At 69.9% G+C, this 20,499-nt stretch carries 25 protein-coding genes; 14 read left to right on the plus strand and 11 right to left on the minus strand.

What is annotated here, in order from left to right; translation table 11 throughout:
* Position 1: 1 nt before the first annotated feature.
* Positions 2-298: a hypothetical protein gene (locus tag IEY63_RS04195; RefSeq protein ID WP_189067674.1), complete on the minus strand. Its 297-nt coding sequence runs from the start codon at positions 296-298 to the stop codon at positions 2-4.
* A 102-nt stretch (positions 299-400) separates the two neighbouring features.
* On the opposite strand from IEY63_RS04195, the gene IEY63_RS04200 reads away from it, so the two are divergent.
* The 3 genes from IEY63_RS04200 to IEY63_RS04210 all read left to right on the plus strand — a co-directional run bounded on the left by IEY63_RS04200 (position 401) and on the right by IEY63_RS04210 (position 2,377).
* Positions 401-991 (plus strand): chromate transporter, encoded by a 591-nt coding sequence (locus IEY63_RS04200; protein WP_189067675.1) that lies wholly within the window; start codon positions 401-403, stop codon positions 989-991.
* 133 nt (positions 992-1,124) lie between these two features.
* Complete coding sequence (locus IEY63_RS04205; protein ID WP_189067676.1) at positions 1,125-1,643, plus strand: chromate transporter; 519 nt, start codon at positions 1,125-1,127, stop codon at positions 1,641-1,643.
* Between the two features lie 56 nt (positions 1,644-1,699).
* Positions 1,700-2,377, plus strand: coding sequence for a spermidine synthase (locus IEY63_RS04210; RefSeq protein ID WP_189067677.1), 678 nt, complete (start codon positions 1,700-1,702; stop codon positions 2,375-2,377).
* A 132-nt stretch (positions 2,378-2,509) separates the two neighbouring features.
* Here the strand turns inward: IEY63_RS04210 and IEY63_RS04215 are convergent, their stop codons facing one another.
* From IEY63_RS04215 to aspS, 3 genes are all read right to left on the minus strand, one after another.
* Positions 2,510-3,289, minus strand: coding sequence for an alpha/beta hydrolase family protein (locus IEY63_RS04215; protein WP_189067678.1), 780 nt, complete (start codon positions 3,287-3,289; stop codon positions 2,510-2,512).
* A 154-nt stretch (positions 3,290-3,443) separates the two neighbouring features.
* Positions 3,444-4,055: a TapB family protein gene (locus tag IEY63_RS04220; RefSeq protein WP_189067679.1), complete on the minus strand. Its 612-nt coding sequence runs from the start codon at positions 4,053-4,055 to the stop codon at positions 3,444-3,446.
* A 128-nt stretch (positions 4,056-4,183) separates the two neighbouring features.
* Positions 4,184-5,521 (minus strand): aspartate--tRNA(Asn) ligase, encoded by a 1,338-nt coding sequence (gene aspS / locus IEY63_RS04225; protein WP_189067680.1) that lies wholly within the window; start codon positions 5,519-5,521, stop codon positions 4,184-4,186.
* A 218-nt stretch (positions 5,522-5,739) separates the two neighbouring features.
* On the opposite strand from aspS, the gene IEY63_RS04230 reads away from it, so the two are divergent.
* Together IEY63_RS04230 and IEY63_RS04235 are read left to right on the plus strand one after the other, a co-directional pair.
* Positions 5,740-6,654, plus strand: a complete 915-nt coding sequence (locus tag IEY63_RS04230; protein ID WP_189067681.1) for an HpcH/HpaI aldolase/citrate lyase family protein — start codon at positions 5,740-5,742, stop codon at positions 6,652-6,654.
* A complete protein-coding gene (locus tag IEY63_RS04235) occupies positions 6,647-7,129 on the plus strand; it encodes a MaoC family dehydratase (RefSeq protein ID WP_189067682.1) in 483 nt (160 codons plus the stop codon). The genes IEY63_RS04230 and IEY63_RS04235 overlap by 8 nt, the downstream gene beginning before the upstream one ends.
* A gap of 21 nt (positions 7,130-7,150) precedes the next feature.
* Here IEY63_RS04235 and IEY63_RS04240 read toward each other — a convergent pair whose 3' ends face one another.
* Genes IEY63_RS04240 through IEY63_RS04250 form a run of 3 tightly spaced genes read right to left on the minus strand, consistent with a single transcriptional unit; the run spans position 7,151 to position 9,468 of the window.
* A complete protein-coding gene (locus tag IEY63_RS04240; RefSeq protein WP_189067683.1) occupies positions 7,151-7,984 on the minus strand; it encodes a hypothetical protein in 834 nt (277 codons plus the stop codon).
* 5 nt (positions 7,985-7,989) lie between these two features.
* A complete protein-coding gene (locus IEY63_RS04245; protein WP_189067684.1) occupies positions 7,990-8,724 on the minus strand; it encodes an MBL fold metallo-hydrolase in 735 nt (244 codons plus the stop codon).
* Positions 8,725-8,772: 48 nt separating this feature from the next.
* A complete protein-coding gene (locus IEY63_RS04250) occupies positions 8,773-9,468 on the minus strand; it encodes a Crp/Fnr family transcriptional regulator (RefSeq protein WP_189067685.1) in 696 nt (231 codons plus the stop codon).
* A 99-nt stretch (positions 9,469-9,567) separates the two neighbouring features.
* On the opposite strand from IEY63_RS04250, the gene IEY63_RS04255 reads away from it, so the two are divergent.
* The gene (locus tag IEY63_RS04255; RefSeq protein ID WP_189067686.1) at positions 9,568-10,263 is read left to right on the plus strand and encodes an ABC transporter ATP-binding protein; all 696 of its coding nucleotides are present in this window, start codon (positions 9,568-9,570) and stop codon (positions 10,261-10,263) included.
* Between the two features lie 59 nt (positions 10,264-10,322).
* Here the strand turns inward: IEY63_RS04255 and IEY63_RS04260 are convergent, their stop codons facing one another.
* Both IEY63_RS04260 and IEY63_RS04265 read right to left on the minus strand, forming a co-directional pair.
* Positions 10,323-10,973 (minus strand): outer membrane lipoprotein carrier protein LolA, encoded by a 651-nt coding sequence (locus IEY63_RS04260; RefSeq protein WP_189067687.1) that lies wholly within the window; start codon positions 10,971-10,973, stop codon positions 10,323-10,325.
* A 125-nt stretch (positions 10,974-11,098) separates the two neighbouring features.
* Entirely contained in the window at positions 11,099-12,148 is a 1,050-nt protein-coding gene (locus IEY63_RS04265) for a hypothetical protein (RefSeq protein WP_189067688.1), read from the minus strand.
* 90 nt (positions 12,149-12,238) lie between these two features.
* Between IEY63_RS04265 and IEY63_RS04270 the strand changes: the two genes are divergently transcribed.
* The 4 genes from IEY63_RS04270 to IEY63_RS04285 are packed head-to-tail and all read left to right on the plus strand — an operon-like array spanning position 12,239 to position 14,927.
* Positions 12,239-12,739, plus strand: a complete 501-nt coding sequence (locus IEY63_RS04270) for an LEA/WHy family protein (RefSeq protein ID WP_189067689.1) — start codon at positions 12,239-12,241, stop codon at positions 12,737-12,739.
* 55 nt (positions 12,740-12,794) lie between these two features.
* Positions 12,795-13,988: an amidase gene (locus IEY63_RS04275; protein WP_229784464.1), complete on the plus strand. Its 1,194-nt coding sequence runs from the start codon at positions 12,795-12,797 to the stop codon at positions 13,986-13,988.
* Positions 13,985-14,422 carry a hypothetical protein gene (locus tag IEY63_RS04280; protein WP_189067691.1) on the plus strand — a complete coding sequence of 146 codons (438 nt, stop codon included), beginning with the start codon at positions 13,985-13,987 and terminating at the stop codon, positions 14,420-14,422. The genes IEY63_RS04275 and IEY63_RS04280 overlap by 4 nt, the downstream gene beginning before the upstream one ends.
* Before the next feature lie 43 nt (positions 14,423-14,465).
* On the plus strand, positions 14,466-14,927 hold the full coding sequence (locus IEY63_RS04285) for a hypothetical protein (protein WP_189067692.1): 462 nt from the start codon (positions 14,466-14,468) through the stop codon (positions 14,925-14,927).
* A gap of 6 nt (positions 14,928-14,933) precedes the next feature.
* Here the strand turns inward: IEY63_RS04285 and IEY63_RS04290 are convergent, their stop codons facing one another.
* Positions 14,934-15,884 carry a hypothetical protein gene (locus IEY63_RS04290; protein WP_189067693.1) on the minus strand — a complete coding sequence of 317 codons (951 nt, stop codon included), beginning with the start codon at positions 15,882-15,884 and terminating at the stop codon, positions 14,934-14,936.
* Positions 15,885-16,043: 159 nt separating this feature from the next.
* Here IEY63_RS04290 and miaB point away from each other — a divergent pair, with 159 nt between their 5' ends.
* From miaB to IEY63_RS04310, 4 genes are all read left to right on the plus strand, one after another.
* Positions 16,044-17,423, plus strand: coding sequence for a tRNA (N6-isopentenyl adenosine(37)-C2)-methylthiotransferase MiaB (gene miaB / locus IEY63_RS04295; protein ID WP_189067694.1), 1,380 nt, complete (start codon positions 16,044-16,046; stop codon positions 17,421-17,423).
* 122 nt (positions 17,424-17,545) lie between these two features.
* On the plus strand, positions 17,546-18,046 hold the full coding sequence (locus IEY63_RS04300) for a hypothetical protein (RefSeq protein WP_189067695.1): 501 nt from the start codon (positions 17,546-17,548) through the stop codon (positions 18,044-18,046).
* A gap of 112 nt (positions 18,047-18,158) precedes the next feature.
* A complete protein-coding gene (locus IEY63_RS04305) occupies positions 18,159-18,746 on the plus strand; it encodes a hypothetical protein (protein ID WP_189067696.1) in 588 nt (195 codons plus the stop codon).
* Between the two features lie 109 nt (positions 18,747-18,855).
* Positions 18,856-19,416, plus strand: coding sequence for a hypothetical protein (locus IEY63_RS04310; protein ID WP_189067697.1), 561 nt, complete (start codon positions 18,856-18,858; stop codon positions 19,414-19,416).
* A gap of 54 nt (positions 19,417-19,470) precedes the next feature.
* Here IEY63_RS04310 and IEY63_RS04315 read toward each other — a convergent pair whose 3' ends face one another.
* Positions 19,471-20,421, minus strand: coding sequence for a ring-cleaving dioxygenase (locus tag IEY63_RS04315; protein WP_189067698.1), 951 nt, complete (start codon positions 20,419-20,421; stop codon positions 19,471-19,473).
* Between the last annotated feature and the right edge of the window lie 78 nt (positions 20,422-20,499).

Raw genomic sequence — 20,499 nt, forward strand, 5'->3', positions numbered from 1 at the left:
GTCAGCGCAGCGGCGTCCAGGTCAGTTCCACTGATCCACTGACCGACTCGCGGCAGGTGAACGCGTACCGTTCCACGATCTCCCCCCGGTTCAGCAGCGTGACGCGGAACTGCTCGGACTCTCCCCCACCGGGCAGGGCCTCGAAGCGTTCCGTGTCGTAGGGCACCCGCACTGACCGCGCCAGATTCAGCGACGCGGCCTCCTGACAGGGCGTCCCGTCGTTGTTGCTGCTCTCGACTGGGCCGCAGGCAGTTAGGGCGAGCAGCAGGATGGGGCATGTCAGGCCAGCCCGGTTCACCTGCCCAGCGTATCCTCACTGCACCATGTTGCGTGCATTCTGTTCTGTGTTGTCCCTCGAGTAGTTGCGGGGCTCCGAATGTGTGAGCGCTACGCTCAGGGCATGAGCGCGCCCACCACCCCGGCCGCCAGCGCGGCGCCCCCCCTTCCCGTCCAGCCTCCCACCCCGACCGGACTGCTCCGGCTGTTCGTAGGGGTCGCGCTGGTCGGCATTGGCGGCGGCCTGCCCGCCCACACCCGCCGCGCCCTGACCACCCGCGGCTGGATGACCGACGCCGAATTCGCCGAGGCCTACACGCTGGCGCAGCTCACGCCCGGCCCGAACGCCGTGAACCTCGCCGCGATGATCGGCGCGCGCCTGCTGGGCGGGGGCGGCGCGGCGCTGGCGGTCGTGGGCATCCTCACGCCCGGCCTGATCGCCATGCTGACCGTCACCGTCTTCACCCTCGGCCTGCCCGGCGGCCTGCCCAGTGGCGTACAGAGCGGCCTGCGGGGCGCGGCCTGCGCGGCGCTGGGCGTCATGCTGACCGCCGCCCTGCCGGTCCTGAAGGTCACGGCGGGCATCCGCTTCGGCCCCACCCTCGCCGTGATCACCTTCCTGCTCCTTGCCGTCCTGCGCGCCGATCTGCTGCTCGTCCTGGCGGGCACCGTGATCGTCGGCCTGATCCTCCACCGCCCCCGGAGCGGCGAATGAGACGGGGTTCTGCCACTCCATGGACAGATTGCACCCCCACCGCTCTGTCCATGCCACTCCCGGAACCCGTCCTTCTCCCATGCGCATCCGCGCGGACCCGGCGGTTTTCGCAGCCCACCGGGCCGGAGGCGAGATGACCGCCGATCCGCTGGACATCCTGCTCACGTTCGCGCGGCTGGGCCTCGTGAGTTTCGGCGGCGCGAACCTCCCCGAGATCGAACGCGTCCTGGTCGAACAGAAACACTGGATCACGCCGCAGCTTCTCGCAAACGGGTTCGCGCTGGGGCAGGTCATGCCCGGACCGAACATGCTGGCCATGACCCACTACGGCTTCGCGGCGGGCGGCTGGCTGGGCGCGTTCGCCGCCACGCTGGGCTTCTACGGCCCCACCGCGCTCCTCAGTGCCGCCGCGATGACCACGTGGCAGCGCCTGAGCCGCTGGCGCTGGCTGCCCTCCCTGCGCAGCGCCCTGCTCCCCTTCGGCGCGGGCGTGCTGCTGGCGGGCGTGCTGGTCCTCGCACGCGGCAGCATTCACAGCCCGGCAGGCGCGCTGATCGCCGCCGTGTCGTTCGCGCTGCTGTGGCGCACCCGAGTGAACGCCGCGCTGATCGTCGTGGGAGCCGCCGTGCTGGGCGCCGTCCTCAGCCTGTAACCGCTCGGGTAGACTGGCCGGATGCCGCTTCTCCCCCACGCCTCCCGGAGCCTCTCTTGAAACCCTGGGTTCACCTCGGGTCCGCGCCCGTGCCCGGCAGCCGCGACGAACTGCAGCTGTGGCAGCGGGACACCGAGTTCAGCATCCGCGTGCGCGGCACGCCGTACGACCTCATGAACTCCCGCCAGCACGGCAGTGAGGAGGCGCTGGCCGACCTTGCCCTGACAGGGCTGGGAGCCGCCGCGCCGCGCGTCCTGATCGGCGGGCTGGGCATGGGCTTCACCCTGGCCGCCGCGCTGCACACCCTGCCAGACGATTCACAGGTGACGGTGGCGGAACTCGTGCCGGAGGTCGTCTCGTGGAACCACGGGCCGCTGGGCGAGGTCGCCGGGCACCCCCTGCGCGACCCGCGCGTGACCGTCGCCGTCGCCGACGTAGGTGAAGTGATGCGCACCCACCCCACCAAGTTCGACGCGATCCTGCTGGACGTGGACAACGGCCCCGAGGGCATGACCCGCGCCGCGAACGACGCCCTGTACGGCCCGCGCGGCCTCGCCACCGCCCGCGCCGCCCTGCGCCCCGATGGGGTGCTGGCCGTGTGGAGCGTCGAACACGTCCCCCGCTTCACCGACGCCCTGACCCGCGCCGGATTCACCACCCACGTCCACCACCCCCGCGCCCGCCACGGCAGGGGCGGCAAACACACCGTCTGGACGGGGAGGAAGGGCGGGTAGCGGTGGGCAGGCAGTGGGGAGTGGGAAGTGGATTGCGGGTGATTCAGTTCAGCCGACCTGAAGACAGTGAACAGACGTGCCCGCCCACCTCCGCCCGACCCACTCCCCACTACCGACTTTCCACTCCCCTCCTCACCCCCCGGTGAGGAATCGCGTCGTCTCTCGGAAGAGGAGGTCCACCTGCTCGAGCTTGTCGAAGGTGTGGCCGGCGCCGGGGATGGCGATGGCGTCGCAGTGCAGGGCCTGGGCGTAGCGGACGCCGTACTCGGGGGGGCAGGTTTTGTCCTGGTCGCCGTGGAAGACTCGGGCTTCGCCGCCCCACGCGGCGGCGGCGTCGAGGGGACGTAGGCGGGTGACTTCCTGGAGGAAGTCGCGGCCCAGCGGCCAGCCGCCATAATCGGTGATGGTGGCGGGCAGGAAGCCGCCGCGTAGGAAGGGGAGCCAGAGGTCGGGCAGGGCGGGGGCCCACAGGGCGAGGCGGTGGGGGCGGGCCTGCGCGGCGCTCTGGGCGGCGACGAGGCCGCCCATGCTGAAGCCGAGCAGCATGACGCGCTGGGGGTCGAGGCCGGGCTGGCGGCGCACGTAGTCGAACGCGGCGAGGGTGTCTTCGACCTCGCGGGTGACGGTCATCTCGCTGAAATCCCCGTGGCTCTCGCCGCTGCCGCGGAAGTCGAAGCGGAGGCTGGCGACGCCCCGCGCGGCGAGGTGCCGGGAGAGCAGCGGGAAGAGGCGGTGGTCGCTGGTGCGGCTGCCGGTGAAGCCGTGCAGGAGGATCACGCTGGGCCAGCCGTGCGCGGGAGCGTCCCCGGCGGGACGGTGCAGCATGCCGTATACGCGCTGCCCGCCGACGCTGAACTGCGCGAATTCCTCGTTCAGGGCCTGTTCGTTGCTGCCTCGGGCGTGGTCGGTCATGCGCCGATGCTAGGGACACGCGGGGTGAGGATGCAAGGCGCACTTCGTTCACCGCAGCGTTTAGGGACGCCGGGTGAGACACTCAGCGTCCCTGAACTGGGCGGAGCGAGCCGTCAGGCCGGCCAGTAACCGGGGTGGCCTCCGGCGTCTGGCTTCAGCGTTTGACCTTCACGAGTTCGGTGGTCACGCCGCTGCTCTCGCTGCGGATCATGCCGGTGCCCGGAGCGTACCAGACGCTGCTCTTGAGGGTGGTGGTCTTGGGGGCGCTGCTGTTCGGGAGCTTCATGGTCATGGTGGAGGTGGTGTCCAGCCGCCACGCGGTGAAGGTCCCGGCGGGCACCTTGATGGATTCGCGTTTCACGATCTTGTTGACGCTGGTGCTCTTAGCGGTGAGGCCGCCGCCCATGTTGACCGTCTGATTGCTCTTCCAGCTGTACCCGGGTCGCCAGACGCTCGGGGGGGGCAGGAAGGCGCTGCTGGTGGTGGTGAGGTTCTCCTTGCCGCCGGTGGACATCGTGCCGGTCAGGCCCTTGGCGGTGCAGGCCCAGGTCATGCTGGTGGTGGTGCCGGCCACGGTGGTGGTGGAGGTCACGCTGCTGCTCTTGGCGGCGTTGGTGGTGGTGTAGGTGATCGTGGTGGGCCCGGACATGCGGTAGGTGTAGACGCCGCTGGGGAACAGATCTTTCAGGGCGCAGGCGGCGTGCGCGGCGGGGCTGGCCAGGGCGGTGAGGGTGACGCTCAGGATGAGGCGGGTGGGTGGGCGCATGGGGGTCCTCCTGTGGGCTGAGCTGGGGAGTGGGGGTGCCTGGGTGGTGCTGCCGCCAGCCTACTGGCGTGAACATGTGAAAACAGGCTCACCCTGTGCGGATGAGCCTGCGGGCCGTTCACGGTGCCTTAAGGGGTGAGGCGGTGGCGGTCGCGGGGGAAGGCGCGGGCGTAGCGGACGTTGCTGATGCCCAGCAGTTTGGCGGTGAGGCGTTCGGCGCCGATGGCGAAGCCGCCGTGGGGGGGCATGCCGTACTTGAAGACCTCGGTGTAGCCTTCCAGCGTCTCGGGGTTGAGTTTGTACGTGGCGATGGAGTCCATGAGCATGGCGTGGTCGTGGATGCGCTGCCCGCCGCTCGTGATCTCGATGCCGCGGAACAGGAGGTCGAAGCCGCGGGTGATCTCGCTGCTGGGGGTACCGTCGGCGTTCGCGTCCGGGTGGGCGTAGAACGGGCGGGCGGCGCGGGGGTATTTCGCGACGAACACGAAGTCGCTGCCCTCCGTTTCCGCGTAGTGCTGGCACAGCAGGCGCTCGGCTTCCGGGTCGAGGTCCTTGCCGCCCACCTGATGCCCGTACTTCTCGGTGACCAGCGCGCGGGCGTCCAGCAGCGTGATGCGGGGGATGTGGGCGGGCACGTCGGGGATGGTCGCGCCGAGCAGGTCGAACTCGGCCTGCGCGGTGCTCTTCAGGCGGGTCATGATGGCGGCCAGGAGGCGGTTCTCCAAGCTCATGACGTCTTCCTCGTCCTCGATGAAGCCCATCTCGACGTCCAGGCTCAGGTACTCGTTGAGGTGGCGGCTGGTGGCGTGCTCCTCGGCGCGGTAGACGGGCGCGACCTCGAACACGCGCTCGAAGACGCCAACCATGATCTGCTTGTACAGCTGCGGGCTCTGCGCGAGGTACGCGGGGTGCCCGAAATAGTCGATGGGGAACAGGTTCGCGCCGCCCTCGGCGCCTGCCGAGACGATCTTGGGGGTGCTGATCTCGGTGAAGCCCTCGGTCATCAGGTGGTCACGGAAGGCGGCGACGAGTTCCGCCTGGACCTTCAGCGCGGCGCGTTCCTTCAGGCCGCGCACGGTGACGACGCGGTAGTCGAGCATGGTTTCCGGGTTGACGTTCCATTCCATCTTGGGAATCTCGACCGGGGCGGGCTCCACAGCGGCGCTGATGACGCGGAAGTCCTCGACCTGCACCTCGAAGCCGCCGGGGGCCTTGGGGTGCGCCTTGACCTTCCCGGTGACCTCCACGCTGCTCTCGGCCAGGGGCAGGGTCAGGCCGCTGCCGACGCACTGGGTGACGCCGCTCACGTCGCGCAGCACGATGAACTGCACGCCGCCCAGGTCGCGCCGGGCGTGCACGAAGCCCTGGAGGCGAACGGTCTGACCGTCGTGGTGGCTGAGGTCGCGGGTGAGGGTTCGGGGCAGGCGGTGCTGGGCGGGCTGTTCGGGGGTGGCTGGGGTGGTCATGCGGGCTCCTTGTGCATCGGTGTTCACTGAAAAGCCCCCGACTCCGGTGAGGGTGTCGGGGGCGCGGTATGCGGCGTGACGTCCCCTAGCAGGGATCATCATTCACGTTGTTGTTCGCCGCGATCATGCGGGGCAGTGTACGCGCGCCCGGCGGGGGTGGTCAACGCGGGCGGCTAGGCAGGCGCGCGGGGCGGGTCAGAGTCGCTATCCTGCTGATCATGTCAACGAACGTTCGTTCGGCTGGGCTTCCCGCTGGGCTGGCGCGGCCCCGCAGCCTGCTGTTCGCGCCGGGGAACCGCGCCGACCTGATCGCCAAACTGCCCCGCAGCGCCCCCGACGCGGTGGTCATCGACCTGGAGGACGCCATTCCCGGCACGCCCGAGGCGAAGGCCGCCGCCCGCCCGGTCGCGCGCGACGCCGCGCGGGACCTGATCGCCGCCGCGCCGCACCTCCCGGTGTTCCTGCGCGTGAACGCCGTGCACTCGCCGTACTTTGCCGAGGATCTGCACGTGCTGACGCCGGAACTGGCCGGGGTGGTCGTGCCGAAACTGGAACGCGCGGACGACGTGCGGCAGGTCGTGAACGCCCTGGCGACGTTCGGCCTGACCCTGCCCATCCTGGCGGGCCTGGAGACGGGTGCGGGCGTGTGGCACGCGCACGACATCCTGCGAGAGGACGCCGTGCGCTGGGCGTACTTCGGCGCGGAGGATTACACGACAGACCTGGGCGGGAGGCGCACGCCCGGCGGGCTGGAGGTCCTGTACGCCCGCTCGCAGGTGGCGCTGGCCGCGCGCCTGACCGGCGTGCCCGCGCTGGACATCGTCGTGACCGCCCTGAACGACCCGGAACGCTTCCGCGAGGACGCCGGACTGGGCCGCGCGCTGGGCTACGCCGGGAAACTGTGCATCCACCCCGCGCAGGTCGAACTGGCGCACGAGCTGTTCGGCGCGACCCCCGCCGAGACGGCCCGCGCCCGCGCCCTGCTCGCCGCCGCCCATGACGCCGCCACGCAGGGCCACGGGGCGTTCAGCTTCGAGGGTCAGATGGTGGACGAACCCATGCTGGCTTCCGCTCGCGCCATCCTCACGCAGGATCACGCTGGACTCCCCCACCCCGGAGGTACCCATGAATGAGGATCTGAACCGCCCGCAGGGGCGCTACCTGGAGGAACTGACCCCCGGCACCGTGATCCGTCACCGCGTGACGCGCACGGTCACGGAGGCTGACAACGTGTTCTTCACGACCATGACCATGAATCCGCAGCCGCTGCATCTGGATCACGAGTACGCGGCGGGGACCGAGTTCGGGCGGCCGCTGGTGAACAGCCTGCTGACCCTGAGCCTGCTGGTGGGCCTGAGTGTGCACGAGCTGACGCTGGGCACGCTGGTCGCGAACCTGGGCCTGACGGACGTGGTGTTCCCGAAGCCGGTGTTCCATGGGGATACCATCCGCGCGGAGTCGGAGGTGCTGGAGGTCCGCGAGAGCCGCAGCCGCCCGGACGCGGGCATCGTGATCGTGGAGCACCGCGCGCTGAACCAGCGGGGCGAGATCGTGGCGCGGTGTAAACGGACCGCCCTGATGCAGAAACGGCCCGCCCAGCCGGACTGACGCGCCGCTGTTCCGGGGGGCTTAACCGGTCCAGCCCCGCCAGCCCTGCACGGCGCCCGTGATGCTCCTGCCGGGCAGTTCGTGCACGGGTGCGCCGGTGGCGCCGGGACTGGTGTTGAAATCCACGGCCCAGCGCACGCCGCCGCTGATCACGAAATCAATGGCGAACAGCGGGCCAAGGAGGGCGTCGTGCTCGCGGCCGTACGGCCCGGTGTCCGGCCGGGCGGTCACGGCGCTCCAGTGGGCGTCCGTGACCGCCACGTTGCTGCGCCAGTCCCGGCTGAGGAGGCGCAGGTGCAGCACGTGGTCACCGGCCACCAGATCCCGTTCGGACGCGCCCGTGACGCCCTCGGGCGCGCCGGGCGGCAGGTCAGGCGGTAGGAAGCGGGTACACAGGCGGCCGGGGTGCTCGCGCCGCGCCTGCGCGGCCGGCAGGCGCACCTTGTCCTGCCCCACGTGCCCGCCGTACTCGCTGAGGTACACGACGACCTCGTCCCAGTCGGCGGGCACGTCCGCCGTTCTGGCCCAGGGGGCCACAGTCAATCCCAGCTGTGCCATGAGGGACAGGGCCTGCGCCCGCGTGGGGGCGACCGTGAAGCGCAGGTCCACGCGGGTGAGGTGCTGCGTACACAGCGCCTCACCCAGCACCTCGCCCCTCTCTGGGGCGGGCACCGACCAGTCCAGGCCCAGGTCCCAGGGCAGCAGGTCCGGCCGGGCGGCACGGCTATAAGGATGCCACAGGGCGCGGCGGGCGGCCCGGTCCGGCGCGAAGCGTGCCAGAGCGTCCCGTTGCGTCAGGTCCGGCGTCTGCGGGGCCGTCACGTGGCGCCGCGTGTCGGCACAGGCGAGGGGCACGCGGCTCAGTCGAGGCGGGCGGCCAGGGCGCGCAGCTGCCCGCTAGCGTTGTCACTGACCACGCCGCCGTGGTACGTGACGATGGTCTGCACGTCCTCCTGAGCCAGGCGGCGGACGGAAGCGTGCGCTGTCTGGAGGTCCGGGGTGGCGCGGGGCATGGGACCACCGAGGGCGCCGTCCTGGGAGGTCAGGGCGTCGCCGCTGATGAGGATGTTCCCGCCGGGCACGAGCAGGCTGAGGTGCCCCAGGGTGTGGCCGGGCGTGGCGATGACGCGCACGCCGCCGGGCAGCAGGTCACCGTCCTGAAGGCGGCGCTGCACGCTGACCCGGACGGGATCGCGCGTGAGCATGGCGCGCATCGTGGGGTTCAGGTTCGGGTCTTGCAGCATGGCCTGCGCCTGCTCGGCGCTGGGGAGTTTCTGCGCGCGGCGCTCGCCGGTGATGAAGGGCACCTCTGCGTCCAGGGCGTAGACCTCGGCGTTCGTGGCGCGCACGACGTCTTCCAGGCTGCCGATGTGGTCGAGGTCGTGGTGCGTGACGATCACGCGGCGCACCTGTCCGAGTGCGTATCCAGCCTGGGCCAGTTCGGCGGTGATGGCCTCCAGCTGGCCGGGCAGGCCGGTGTCCACCAGGGTCAGGGTGTGGTCGGGTCCGGCCAGGGCGACCGGGTGGATGACGGTGGGCCTGTCCATCAGGGTGACAGGCAGGTCGAGGACGATCACGTCACCGAGGCGTTGCATGCGCGCAGGGTACCCCGCGCCGGGTGGGCGGGGCGCTTCAGGCTCTCTTCATTCCAGCTGTTCGGCTTCCTCAAGGGTGATGCCGAGCAGGCCGTCCACGTCCAGCAGCGTGACCTGCTGCCCGTTGCTCTTCACGAGGTTCGCCTGTTGCAGGCGGCGCATGACGCGCGATACGGTTTCGCGGCTTGAGGAGATGCGGGCCATGATGTCCTGGGTGCTCAGGGGCAGCACGTGTGGATCGGGGACGCCCGCGCGGACGCGCTGCTGGTACAGGCTGGTGAACACGTGACTGAGGGCCGCTTCGGTGTTCAGTCCGAAGGCGATCAGTTCGTCGTTCAGGAACGTGACGCGCTGCACAAGCAGGGCGCTGAGATTCCACAGCACGTCCGGGTAGCGGCGCAGGATCTGCCGGAAGTGCTCGCGGTAGAGCATCAGGGTGGTGACGTCACTCAGGGCGCGCACGGTGGCGCTGCGTTCCCCGTCGCCCAGAACGGCGGTTTCGCCGACCACGGCCGGGGCGTACACGTCACCCATGACGCGTTCGCGGCTGCCCAGGCTGACGCGGGAGACGCGCACGACGCCGCGCGTGATGAGGTGCAGCGCTTCACCTTCGGCGTCCTGTTCCAGGATGACCTGACCGACCCGGAAGTGCCGTTCAGTGGTGACTTGCGAAGCCTCCAGAAGCGCCTCGGGGGGCACATTCTGAAAGAGTGGGGAGAGCTTCAGGTCGTCCAGCCGCGCCATCGTCCGATCATCCTAGCCTGACTTGGCACTCCTGAACAGTCACCCGCGCAGGGTGCCCGCCCGGTCAGCTGGCCGCCGCCGGGTGCGGCGGACGCTAAGATGCGCCGCGTGTCCGTTCCCCTTCCCCCCCCCGCCCTGGAGGGCCGCGACCTGCAGCAGGCGTTCGGTGCTCAGGTGGTGCTGCGCGGCGTGTCGGTGTCCGTGCAGCCGAGTGAGGTGGTGGCGGTGACCGGCCCGTCCGGCAGCGGCAAGAGCACGCTGCTGCACCTGCTGGGCGGCCTGGATACGCCCGGCGCGGGCGAGGTGTGGTGGGCGGGCGAGCGGGTGGATTCACTGGGCACGCAGGAGCGCGCCCAGCGCCGCGCGGCGCAGCTGGGCCTGGTGTTTCAGCATCATTACCTGCTGGAGGACCTGACGGTGCTGGACAACGTCCTGATTCCCACGCGCCTGTCCGGCCAGGGCGACGGAGCGCGGGCGCGGGACCTGCTGGGCCGCGTGGGCCTCGCGGGGCGCGAGGGGGCGTACCCGGCGGTCCTCAGTGGCGGGGAGCGGCAGCGGGTGGCGGTGGCGCGGGCGCTCGCGGCGCATCCGGCGGCGGTGCTGGCGGATGAACCGACGGGCAGCCTGGACCGCGCGAACGCGCAGGCGGTGGCGCAGCTACTCGTGAATCTCGCGCGGGAGGAGGGGGCGGGCGTGCTGATGGTCACGCACGATGACCGCCTGACGCGCTACGCAGACCGCACGCTGCACCTGCTGGACGGGCAGTTCACGGACGCCGCGCCGGACTTCACCTGACGACCTGAGCGCCGCCCGCCCGGCAGGGGGCCAGGGCGGGCGTCAGGGGCGGCAGGACGTTACTGCTTAATGATCTGCGCGTCTTTGGGCAGCTGCCGGATCGCGGTGGCGGTCAGGCCGCTGTTCACCTTGTAGCTGCTGACGGTCAGGTCCGCGACGGTCTTGCCGCCGCTGAGCAGCTGAATGCGGGTGGGGCGCCAGCCGGCCTCAGTGATCCACACGCGGCTGCTGTCACCGCCGCCCGTCTTGGGGGTGGCTTCCAACTGGTAGACGCGCTTGCCCGCCGTGCCGGTCGTGCCGAGCAACTTGACGTTGTACCGGGCGAGCATGCTAGCGGTGTTGGTCAGCTGCGTGAAGTCCAGGCCCAGCCCGGCCTGATCAGCGGCTTTCTGCGCGCTGGTCACGGTGATCTGGTTGGTGAGGTACATGTACTGGCGGATCTCGGTCTTGTCGGCCACGATCACGTTGTCCGCCAGGGCGTCGGGCGCCATGAACTGCACGCGCGCGAGGCTCTGGGCGGGAATGGCCTTGACGGTCAGGTCGATCTTCTGGGCGGCACTGTCGAAGCTGGCGTTGCCGCTCAGGCGGAAGGAGACGTCCTTGGCAGCCTTCTGGGCGGCGTCCACCTTGTTCACGATGTCCTGCGCGGTCTGGGCACCCGCGGCGCTCAGGAGGCCCGCGAGGAGGGTCAGGGTCAGGCGTTTGCTCATGCCCGGCAGTATCCCGCGCCCCCTCATGAGAAGGGACGCGGGGGGCTGATGACAGGTTTAACGTCGCGCCAGGACGGCATTTACCGTCACAATCCGGTCAGCAACCACCCGGCGGATCTGACCCGTCAGGGCCGGCTGAGGTCGAAGCTGTAGCCGAGCTTCACGCCGAAGCCCAGTGCGCCGTCCGGACCACGGCCACCCGCCACGTCCAGGCTGACCGTGCCGGGCCCGGCGGGGAGCTCGGATGTCACACCTGCCCGCAGCGGGGACGCCGCCGCCCGCCAGGGCTCGTACGCGGCGTAGGCGCGCAGGGTGCTGCCCTCGCCCAGCAGGTCCGGGGCGGCCACGCTGCCACTCAGGCCCCAGGTGCGCGCGCGGTTCTGCGCGCTGCGCCAGTCCTGCACGCCGGCCAGCGCATCCAGGTTCAGGGTGACGCCTGCCGGCGTGGCGTACCCCACGCCGCCCGTGACGGCCAGCAGGTCCGCGCCGCCGCGCACACCTGCACGCCAGGTCACGGTGCCCGTCACCTCGGTCTCCGGGTCAGGCACGGGCGCCGGGTCGCTGCCGTCCCCGGCGTCCTGCGGCTGGTCGGCCGGGTCGGGCGGCACGACGCGGGTCAGGCTGCGGCGGCCCTCCACGCCCAGCGCGCCCTGGTTCTGCGGCCCGAACTCGCTGCCCACCACCGCCACGAGGTCGCGGTTCACGCGGTACCGGACGGCCAGGTCCGCGTTCCAGCCCTTCAGGCGCAGGTCCACCGGGGCTTCCGCGTAGGTGGCCAGCGGATCGTTGACGGTGGCGGGCACGGTGAAGTACGTGCCGCTTGCAGTCACGGCGACGGGCCCGGCGCTGCCGCTGACCTGACTGCCGATCCGGTACCCGCGCTGGGCGGTGACGGTCAGGTCCGTGCGGGCCGTAATGGTCGCCAGGGGGGGCAGGCTGAGCCCCTGGCGGTACCCCACGCTCAGGGCGCGGGTAGACACGCTGGCGCTCAGGGTGCCGCCGCCCACGCTCACGTCGTCCACGCCCACGCGGCCCCAGGTGGGCCAGGACCACGGATCGGCCGGGCGGACGTAGGCCACACCGAAGTTCAGGCTGGTCGCGTGGGCGGCCGTCAGGGCCGGCGCCGTGAGCAGGCCGCCCAGCAGGACGGCACGCAGGGAAAATCGCAGGAGCATGACGGCAGCGTAGCAGTCCCGCCTCAGCCCCGCGGCGCACTTCATGAACCGGTCAGCTTCGCGTGAGCTTGCGGGGCTACGCTGGGCGGCATGCGCCCCATGTTCGCCCTGACTGCCGTTCTGCCCGCCCTGGCCCTGGGCGCCTGCGCGCCCCTGCAACAGATCGTGCAGGTGCCCCAGGTGGAGGTGCAGGGCGTGCGTCTCACCAGCCTGACCCTGCCGGGCGGGTTCGGCCGCGCCCCGGTCGCGAACCTAACCATGAACCTGCGGGTCACGAACCCGAACCCGTTGCCGCTGCGCGTGGCGAATCTCGCGGGGGCCCTGATCATTGACGGGGCGAACGTCGGGGACGTGAACTTCCCGAACGTCGCCATTCCCGCGCGCGGCGCGGCCGATCAGCTGGCGCAGGCGAGCGTCCCCGTGACGCTGAACACCGCCGCGTCCTTCCTGAAAGTCGCGCGCGGGCAGCTGGTCACCTACCGCGTGGATGGCGGCTTCACCGCTGATTTCGGCCCGCTGGGCCTACAGCAGTTCGGGCCGTTCACGCTGTCGCAGGGTCAGTGGAAGCAGAACCCGATCATCCCGTTCTGAGCGTTGGTGCGCCCCGGGGCAGGGCGGCGCAAGCGCCGCGCGCTACGCTGCGGGCGTGACCGACCCCGTTTCCCCCACTGGCTGGCCCGACCCACAGCGGGCCTGGGCGTTCATTCCGGCCTCTCCCCAGCCCGGCGCGCCGCACGGGCCGCTGTCCGGGCTGACGTTCAGCGTCAAGGACCTGTTCGGCGTGGCCGGGTGGCCGCTGCGGGCCAGTACGCGCGCGCCGGTCCCGGACCCGGGCGTGAGCCCACTGGTGGAGCGCCTCCTGGCGCTGGGCGCAGCGGCGGTCGGCAAGACGCACCTGCACGAGATCGCGCTGGGCATCACGGGCGCCAACGGCTTCGGCGGCACCGATCACCCCACCCTGCCGGGGCGCGTGCCGGGCGGCAGCAGCAGCGGCGCGGCCGTCAGCGTCGCCCTGGAGCAGGTGACGTTCGCGCTGGGCACGGACACGGGCGGCAGCATCCGCGTGCCCGCCGCGTGGTGCGGCGTGGTGGGCTTCAAGCCCAGCAAGGATCACCCGGCGTGGCCGACGGCGGGGGTCCTGCCGCTGTCCGTCACGTGCGATCACGCGGGGCCGCTGGCGCGGGACGTGGCGACGGTCACGCGCGTGCATGAGGCGCTGACCGGGCAGCCCGTGCCTGCGGCGCCCCTGAACGGCCTGCGGGTGGGCCTGTGGCTGCCGGACGGCTGGGTCACGGCGAACGTGCGCGCCGCGCTGCTGGACGTGGCGCAGACGTTGCATCAGGAGGGCGCGACTGTGCATTCCGTGGACTTCCCGGAGGTGCTGGACGCCTACTCGCCCATCGTGCTGAGCGAGGCCGCGCAGGTACACCACGCCGCGCTGAATGACGATGACCCGGGATTCCTGCCGTTCACGCTCGCGTCCCTGCGTCAGGGCGCCCGCCTCACGCCCGAGGAAGTGCAGGCCGCGCACGCCCGCCGCGCGGACTACCGGACGGCACTCGATCACCTGCTGACCCAGTATGACCTGCTGCTGGCCCCGGCCGTGCCCACCCCGCCCCCAGCGCAGGGACAGGACGAGGTGAGCCTGCCCGGTGGCCCCACGCCGCTGCGGCGGGCCGTGCTGCGCCTCACCGCGCCGTTCAGCCTGCTGGGCGTGCCCGTGGTGGCCCTGCCCACCCGCACGGCCTTCGTTGGCGCGCAGCTGATCGCCCCACGCGGCCAGGACGACCGCCTGCTGGGCGTGGCCCGCACGCTGGAACGCGCGCTGGGGACCGCATGAAGCGCCCGCTTGCGCTGAGCGTTCTGCCCCTGGTGATCAGTCTGTCCGCCTGCGCGCCCACCACCCAGACGCAGCCCACGTTCACGTATGAGGGCGAGGCGCGCTTCCTGCTCCTCCCGCAGAAACTGCGCGTCACGTACACCGTCAATCCCGTCACGCACGAGGCGCGCGGCGAGTACCGCAACCTCAGCAGCGGCGACACGTTCACGCTGAGCGGCACGCAACTGCCCACCTCGGACGGCGAGACACTCACCGCGAAGATCGACCCCGGTGACAGCCCCCGCCTGAACGCCAGCCTGCTGGGCTTCGGGATCAGCAACGTGCCCCTGAAGGCCAGCGGCACCCTGGCGGCCACCGTGACCGCCACCCGGCTGACGGGCACGTTGCGCGTGAACGGCATCAGTTACCCCGTCCGCCTGCCCCGCGTCCGCTGAACCGGTCAGCCCCAGTTCATGAGGCGCGCGTACGCTGCCCCGCATGCGCCCCACCGTGCCCACCCGCCCCGCGCTGACCGCCGCCCTGCTCCTGCTGCCCCCCGCCCTGAGCGGCTGCGCGTGGGGCGCGTACTTTCCTGCGGTCACGCCACTGGAACGGCAGGTGAACGGCGTGTACGAGGGTGAAGGCAACGGGCCCACCGGGCGGGTCCCGTACCGCCTGACGCTGGGCCTCGTGGAGCGGGACGGGCGGGCCAGCGGCAGCCTCGTGAATCTGGAAAGCCGCAAGGTGTACGCCGGGAGCGGCAGCTTCAAACGCCTCGTGGACGGCACCGAGATCACGTTGCAGCTGTTCGAGAACGGCACGCACCGCGTGAACCTCTACGTCGTGCGGCGCGACACGGATGGCAAGATCAGTCTGGACGGGCACCTGCGCACCGTCCTGCTGGGCCGCGAGGCACTCAGCTACGGCGTGAGCCTGCGCCCCGTACCCAAGCAGCCCTGAGCGAACCTACCGGTTGAACGGCTCTTCCTGAATCAGGTTGAAGCCCCGGGTCTTGAGTGGCGCCGGACTGTACTGCGTGAACACCCGATCCTCCTGCAACATCTGGAGGCCCGTGCGGAGGCTGAGCCCCACCTGCACCACGATGAGCGCCGTGAGGAGCCACGGCAGCGCCCTCCGCCACACCGGACGCGGCGACCACGCAGCAGCCGCCACCGCGCCTCCGGTGAACGCGGCCAGCAGCCGCCGCGCGTCCAGCGCCAGAAGCAGCAGCGCCGCCAGTAGCAGGTGTCCACTGAACAGCTTCACCGGCACGTCGTAGAAGAGGTTCAAGGCGAACACGTTCGTCAACGTGACCGCCGCAACCAGCGCACCCAGCGTCACGGTGCGGCGGTGCAGGAGCAGCAGCGCGAGCAGCACCTCGGCCACGCCCGCCACAAGCTGATACCCGGGGCTGGCCGCCATGAACCGCCACAGCAGCCCCATCGGACTGGACTCGCCATACGTGACCACCAGCTGCCAGCTGCCCAGCAACCCGAACTGCGAGAACGCGAACTTGCTCAGGCCGTACGTGGTCAGCCACCAGATCAGCACCACCCGCAGGAACGTCCGCAGCGCCGATTGCTGGCCCGCCGTGGGCGCAGCCAGCTGCCGCGCCGCCAAGACCAGCCCAGTCCCCGCGGCCAGCAGCAGCAGGCACACCATCCACGCCCAGTCGAACGCCGTATCCCCACTCCCGGTCGGTTGAGGCATCAGCGGCACCGGCACCTGAAAGACCGCCCGGCTGACCCCATCCGCCAGTTGCCGCACCCAGGGCAGCGTCGACAGGGGCAGCAGCGGCTGCGTCCCCACACCCAGCGACAGGAACGCGTACGACGCCGGGAACGTGAACGCCAGCCGCCGCCAGAACGGCGTGGCCAGCACCCCAGGCCCGGCAGGACGGATGGTCGGGCTGGTCATGCCCCCAGTGTGCCCCGCGCCGCGCCACTGCGGGACCGCACCTGCCGCCTCCAATGATTGTCCCGCGACCCGCTAGAATCCCTGTCGCTGCCCCTGCCTGCGCGGGGGCGTGGGAAAGGCCCCGGAATCCATCCGTCAGGCTGAACGTGGGAGGAACACATGAAAGCTCACCTGATCACCTACGGGTGCCAGATGAACGAGTACGACACGCATCTCGTGGAGTCGCAGCTGGTCAGCTTCGGCGCGGACATCGTGCAGGGCGTGGATGAGGCGGATTTTATCCTGATCAACACCTGCGCGGTGCGCGGCAAGCCCGTGGAGAAGGTCCGGAGCCTGCTGGGGGACCTACGGAAGGTGAAGGCGCAGCGGCCGCTGGTGGTCGGGATGATGGGCTGCCTGGCGCAGCTGGACGAGGGGCAGCAGATGGCCCGGAAGTTCGGTGTGGACGTGCTGCTGGGGCCCGGGAGCCTGCTGGATATCGGCAAGGCGCTGGAGAGCAACGAGCGGTTCTGGGGCCTGGCGTTCCGGGATGAACTGCATGATCACGTGCCGCCGCCCCCGGTGGGGAAATTGCAGGCGCACCTGACGATCATGCGCGGCTGTGATCATCACTGCACGTACTGCATCGTGCCGACAACGCGCGGCCCGCAGGTGAGCCGCCACCCGGATGACATTCTGCGGGAACTGGACTTGTTGCTGGCGGCGGGCGTGCAGGAGGTGACGCTGCTGGGGCAGAACGTGAACGCGTACGGGGTGGATCAGGGCGCGCGGCTGGGCAGCTACCCGAGTTTCGCGAACCTGCTGCGCCTGGTGGGTCAGAGTGGTGTGCGGCGCGTGAAGTTCACGACCAGTCACCCGATGAACTTCACGGAGGACGTCGCGGCGGCCATGGCCGAGACGCCCGCCATCTGCGAGTACGTGCACCTGCCCGTGCAGAGTGGCAGCAGCCGCGTGCTGCGCCGCATGGCGCGCGAGTACACCCGTGAGCAGTACCTGAAGCACGTGGCGGACATCCGCCGGCACCTGCCGCACGCGGTGCTGGCGACAGACATCATCGTGGGCTTCCCCGGCGAGACCGAGGAGGACTTCCAGGAGACGCTCAGCCTGTACGACGAGGTGGGGTTTGACAGCGCGTACATGTTCGCGTACTCCCCCCGCCCCGGTACGCCCAGCTACAAGCACTTCGATGACCTGCCCCGAGAGGTGAAGACCGAGCGGCTGGCGCGCCTGATCGCCCGGCAGAAAGACTGGAGCGCCCGCAAGAATGCGGCGAAGGTCGGCACGGTACAGGAACTGCTGCTGCGCGGCGACGCGCACGACAGCGGCTTCCTTGAAGGCCATACGCGCGGCAATCACCCCACCGTGGTTCCCAAGGCGGTCGGCGTGACCGGCCCCGGCGTGCACCTCGCGCGGATTGAGCATGCGACGCCCCACATGATGTACGCCCGACTGGTTGACGCCAGTGGCACCGACCTGCCCGAGGTGCCGAGGTTGAATCCGGAAGCGGCCGCTCTGACCTCACCCCTGGCCATGGCCTGACGCCTACAGAACGCCGCCCCACGATGGACATGAGGCGGCGTTCACAGTGCGACCGCCCGACCTCGGGCGCTTCTCAGGGAACCATCATGTTAAGAACCGGCTCAGGCGCGAAAGTGAACCACATGAAGAAAGTGATGCTCGCCGTCCTCGCCACCCCCCTCGTCCTCGCCTCCTGCGGCACCGCGCTGGGCGGCAGCGACGGCAGTGAAAAGATCCTGAGCGTCTCGACCAGCCACACCACGGCCGGCGCACCGGTCCTGTGCAACGCCGTGAACGGCGCCGACAGCGGCACGCAGCTGGTCATCGGCCTTGCCGCGGGCGGCACGATCCAGAGCGTCAAGGTGAACCTCAAAGACGCCGCCGGGCAGGTCGTGGCCTCCACCGACGTCGCCGGAAACTACCTCCTGAAGGGCACGAAGGACGGCGAGTACCTGCTGCCGGTCACCCGCAAGAGCACCGGTAGCCTCACCGTGAACAGCGCTGTGGCCCCCGTCACCGCCGTGACCGTCAGCGGCAGCCCCGTCGCTACCCTGAAGGCGGACATCGTGATCAACCGCAGCCGCAGCAGCGTGAACCTGGCAAGTACCGTGGCCCTGCCGGTCTACGCCACCTGCACGCTGTAAAACCCAAGTCCCGGTCCAGGCCCCACCCAGTGTGGGGCTTTTCTTCATTTACTGAGCAAACCTCAAAGCGGGTATCACGCAGGTCACCGCACAGGCAGGCAGAGTAACTGGCATGAAGAAGATGATGTTGGCGGCAGTGGGATTGACGGGTCTTCTGGCCAGCTGCGGGACGTCTGGTGTGGCCCCGGACGGCAGCGGCAGCGCACGCGTGGTGGATGTCAAGACGGAGTACGCCGTCCAGGGCACCAGCCCGGCCCGTTACGTGGGCTGCGACATGGTGAACAGCGGCACGAACATGAGCACGACGACGCAGGTGGTGGTGCGCTTCGCGGCAGCCGGTTCGGTGCAGTCGGTGCAGGTGACACTGCGAGGAGTGACGAACACGTCGGCATCTGATTCCGTCACGATTAACGCCGCAAACCTCACGAAAGATTCGGAAGGGTACTACGTGGCCGTCTTCGACTTCGATTCTGCACAGGGGAACGTGCTGCCTGCGTCCATTATTGTGACGCCGACGCAACCCACGATCCGTCCGGTGAAGGCCGTATCGGTGAACACCGCTGATCGGGTCGGGGCGTTCTACGCTGACCTACTGGTGAAGACCAGCACGTCGAGTATTGCCATCTCCAGCCGTGGCCTGGGCACCACGGATGTGTACAGCACCTGTTACGGCGCAACTGCCCAGCCGCTGAGCCGCTGAATTCGTACGTCCCGTGGACCCCCGCCTGTGAGTGGGGGTTTTCTCTTTTCTCACGTTGACTTAGCTGAGCGTCACGAGCGCGTCAGGTTCGGCAGGCACAGTGAGAGGTATGAAAAAGATCGCGCTGGTCGCCTCTGCCCTTGCTATCACCCTCGCGGGTTGCGCTGTGAACGTCAGCGTGCCCGGTCCGTTCCAGCCGGGCACGCCGGGTTCCAGCGCCCTGAACCTGGGGACGTTCTCCTACAGCACGCAGTATCAGACGGCGGTGGATTACACGGACCAGAACGGCAATTTTATTGCGGCTGGGTCGTACATCATCTGTGACAACAAGTCCACGGAGATGTACGTGAACCTCACCTGGACGGGCGGGCTGAAGCAGGTGTACCTGCAGTTCGAGGGCGCCAAGACGGATGGCGTTCAGAACTTCAACTTCTACTCGTACGGGTCGGCGGATTACAGCGGGAGCGCGCAGCTGACCGCGACGCTGGGCAGAGGCACCGCGCCGCTGAGCCTGCCGGGTCGGCTGGGCGCGCAGGCGATCGTGGTGAATCCCGTGATTCTGGACGTGAAGGGCAACACGTCCGTGAAGATTCAGGGGGTGGACGCGCAGGGCCGGTACAGCAATGTGCTGGAGTCCCCGCAGGCGTTCCCAGTCGTGGACTGCCAGTAAGTCAACAGACAACGCGCCGCCCCACGTGAACGGGGCGGCGTGTTGTCTGTTGTTTCAGGTCAGGGGTGTCAGGCCCGCTTCGATCTGCTGGCGATGCGGTTCGAGGAACGGGGCGAGCACCAGGGTCTCACCGAGGTGGTCGGGGTGTTCGTCCACGGCGAAACCGGGACCGTCGGTGGCGAGTTCGATCAGGACGCCCTGCGGTTCGCGGTAGTAGATGCTGTGGAACCAGTGGCGGTCGACCTCGCCGCTGGTGCGCAGGCCGAGGCTGCTCAGGTGGGCGTACCAGTCGTGGTACTGGTCGTCCTGGACGCGCAGGGCGATGTGGTGCACGCCGCCCGCGCCGGGCCGGGCGGGGGGCAGGGTCGGGTCGATGCGCAGGTGCAGTTCGGCGTGCGGGCCGCCGTCATTCATGGCGTACACGTGGATGGTGCGCGTGGGCTGTTCCGGGTCGGGGTACGTGCCCGCCGGGGTGAGGTGATAGGCGCGCTCCAGGACGCGGGTGGTGGGGAACAGGTTCGGGAGGGTGAGTTCGCTGGGGCCCAGGCCGAGGATCTGCTTCTCGGTGGGGATGGGGCTGCCCTCCCACGGGGTGCCGTCTGGGCCGCCCTCGACAAGGCTGAGGCGCTGACCTTCGGGATCGCTGAAGTCCAGGTGGGGCCGGCCGTGGCGGGTGACGGGCGTGACGGGGGTGCCGCTGGCGGTCAGGTGCGCCTGCCACCAGTCGAGGGTGCCGGTGGGGACGCGCAGGCTGGTGCGGCTGACGCTGTTGTTGCCGGGCTGTTCGCGTGGAACGTTCCACTGGAAGAAGGTGAGGTCGCTGCCGGGCGTGCCGTCGCGGTCGGCGTAGAAGAGGTGATAGGCGGTGACGTCGTCCTGGTTGACGGTCTTCTTCACGAGGCGCAGGCCGAGGGTCTGGGTGTAGTACTGGAGGTTGGCGCGGGCGTCGGCGGTGACGGCGGTGACGTGGTGCAGGCCGTGCGGGGTGAGGGGCGTGGTGGTCATGCCCACAGTCTAATTCGTTTGATGTTAAGTGATTGTGACGTGCCGACAGCCATATGAACCATCAGACGCCCTCTGCCA

Origin of the sequence: Deinococcus radiotolerans, from assembly GCF_014647435.1 — a bacterium.
In the GTDB taxonomy this organism is placed as follows: Bacteria; Deinococcota; Deinococci; order Deinococcales; family Deinococcaceae; genus Deinococcus; species Deinococcus radiotolerans.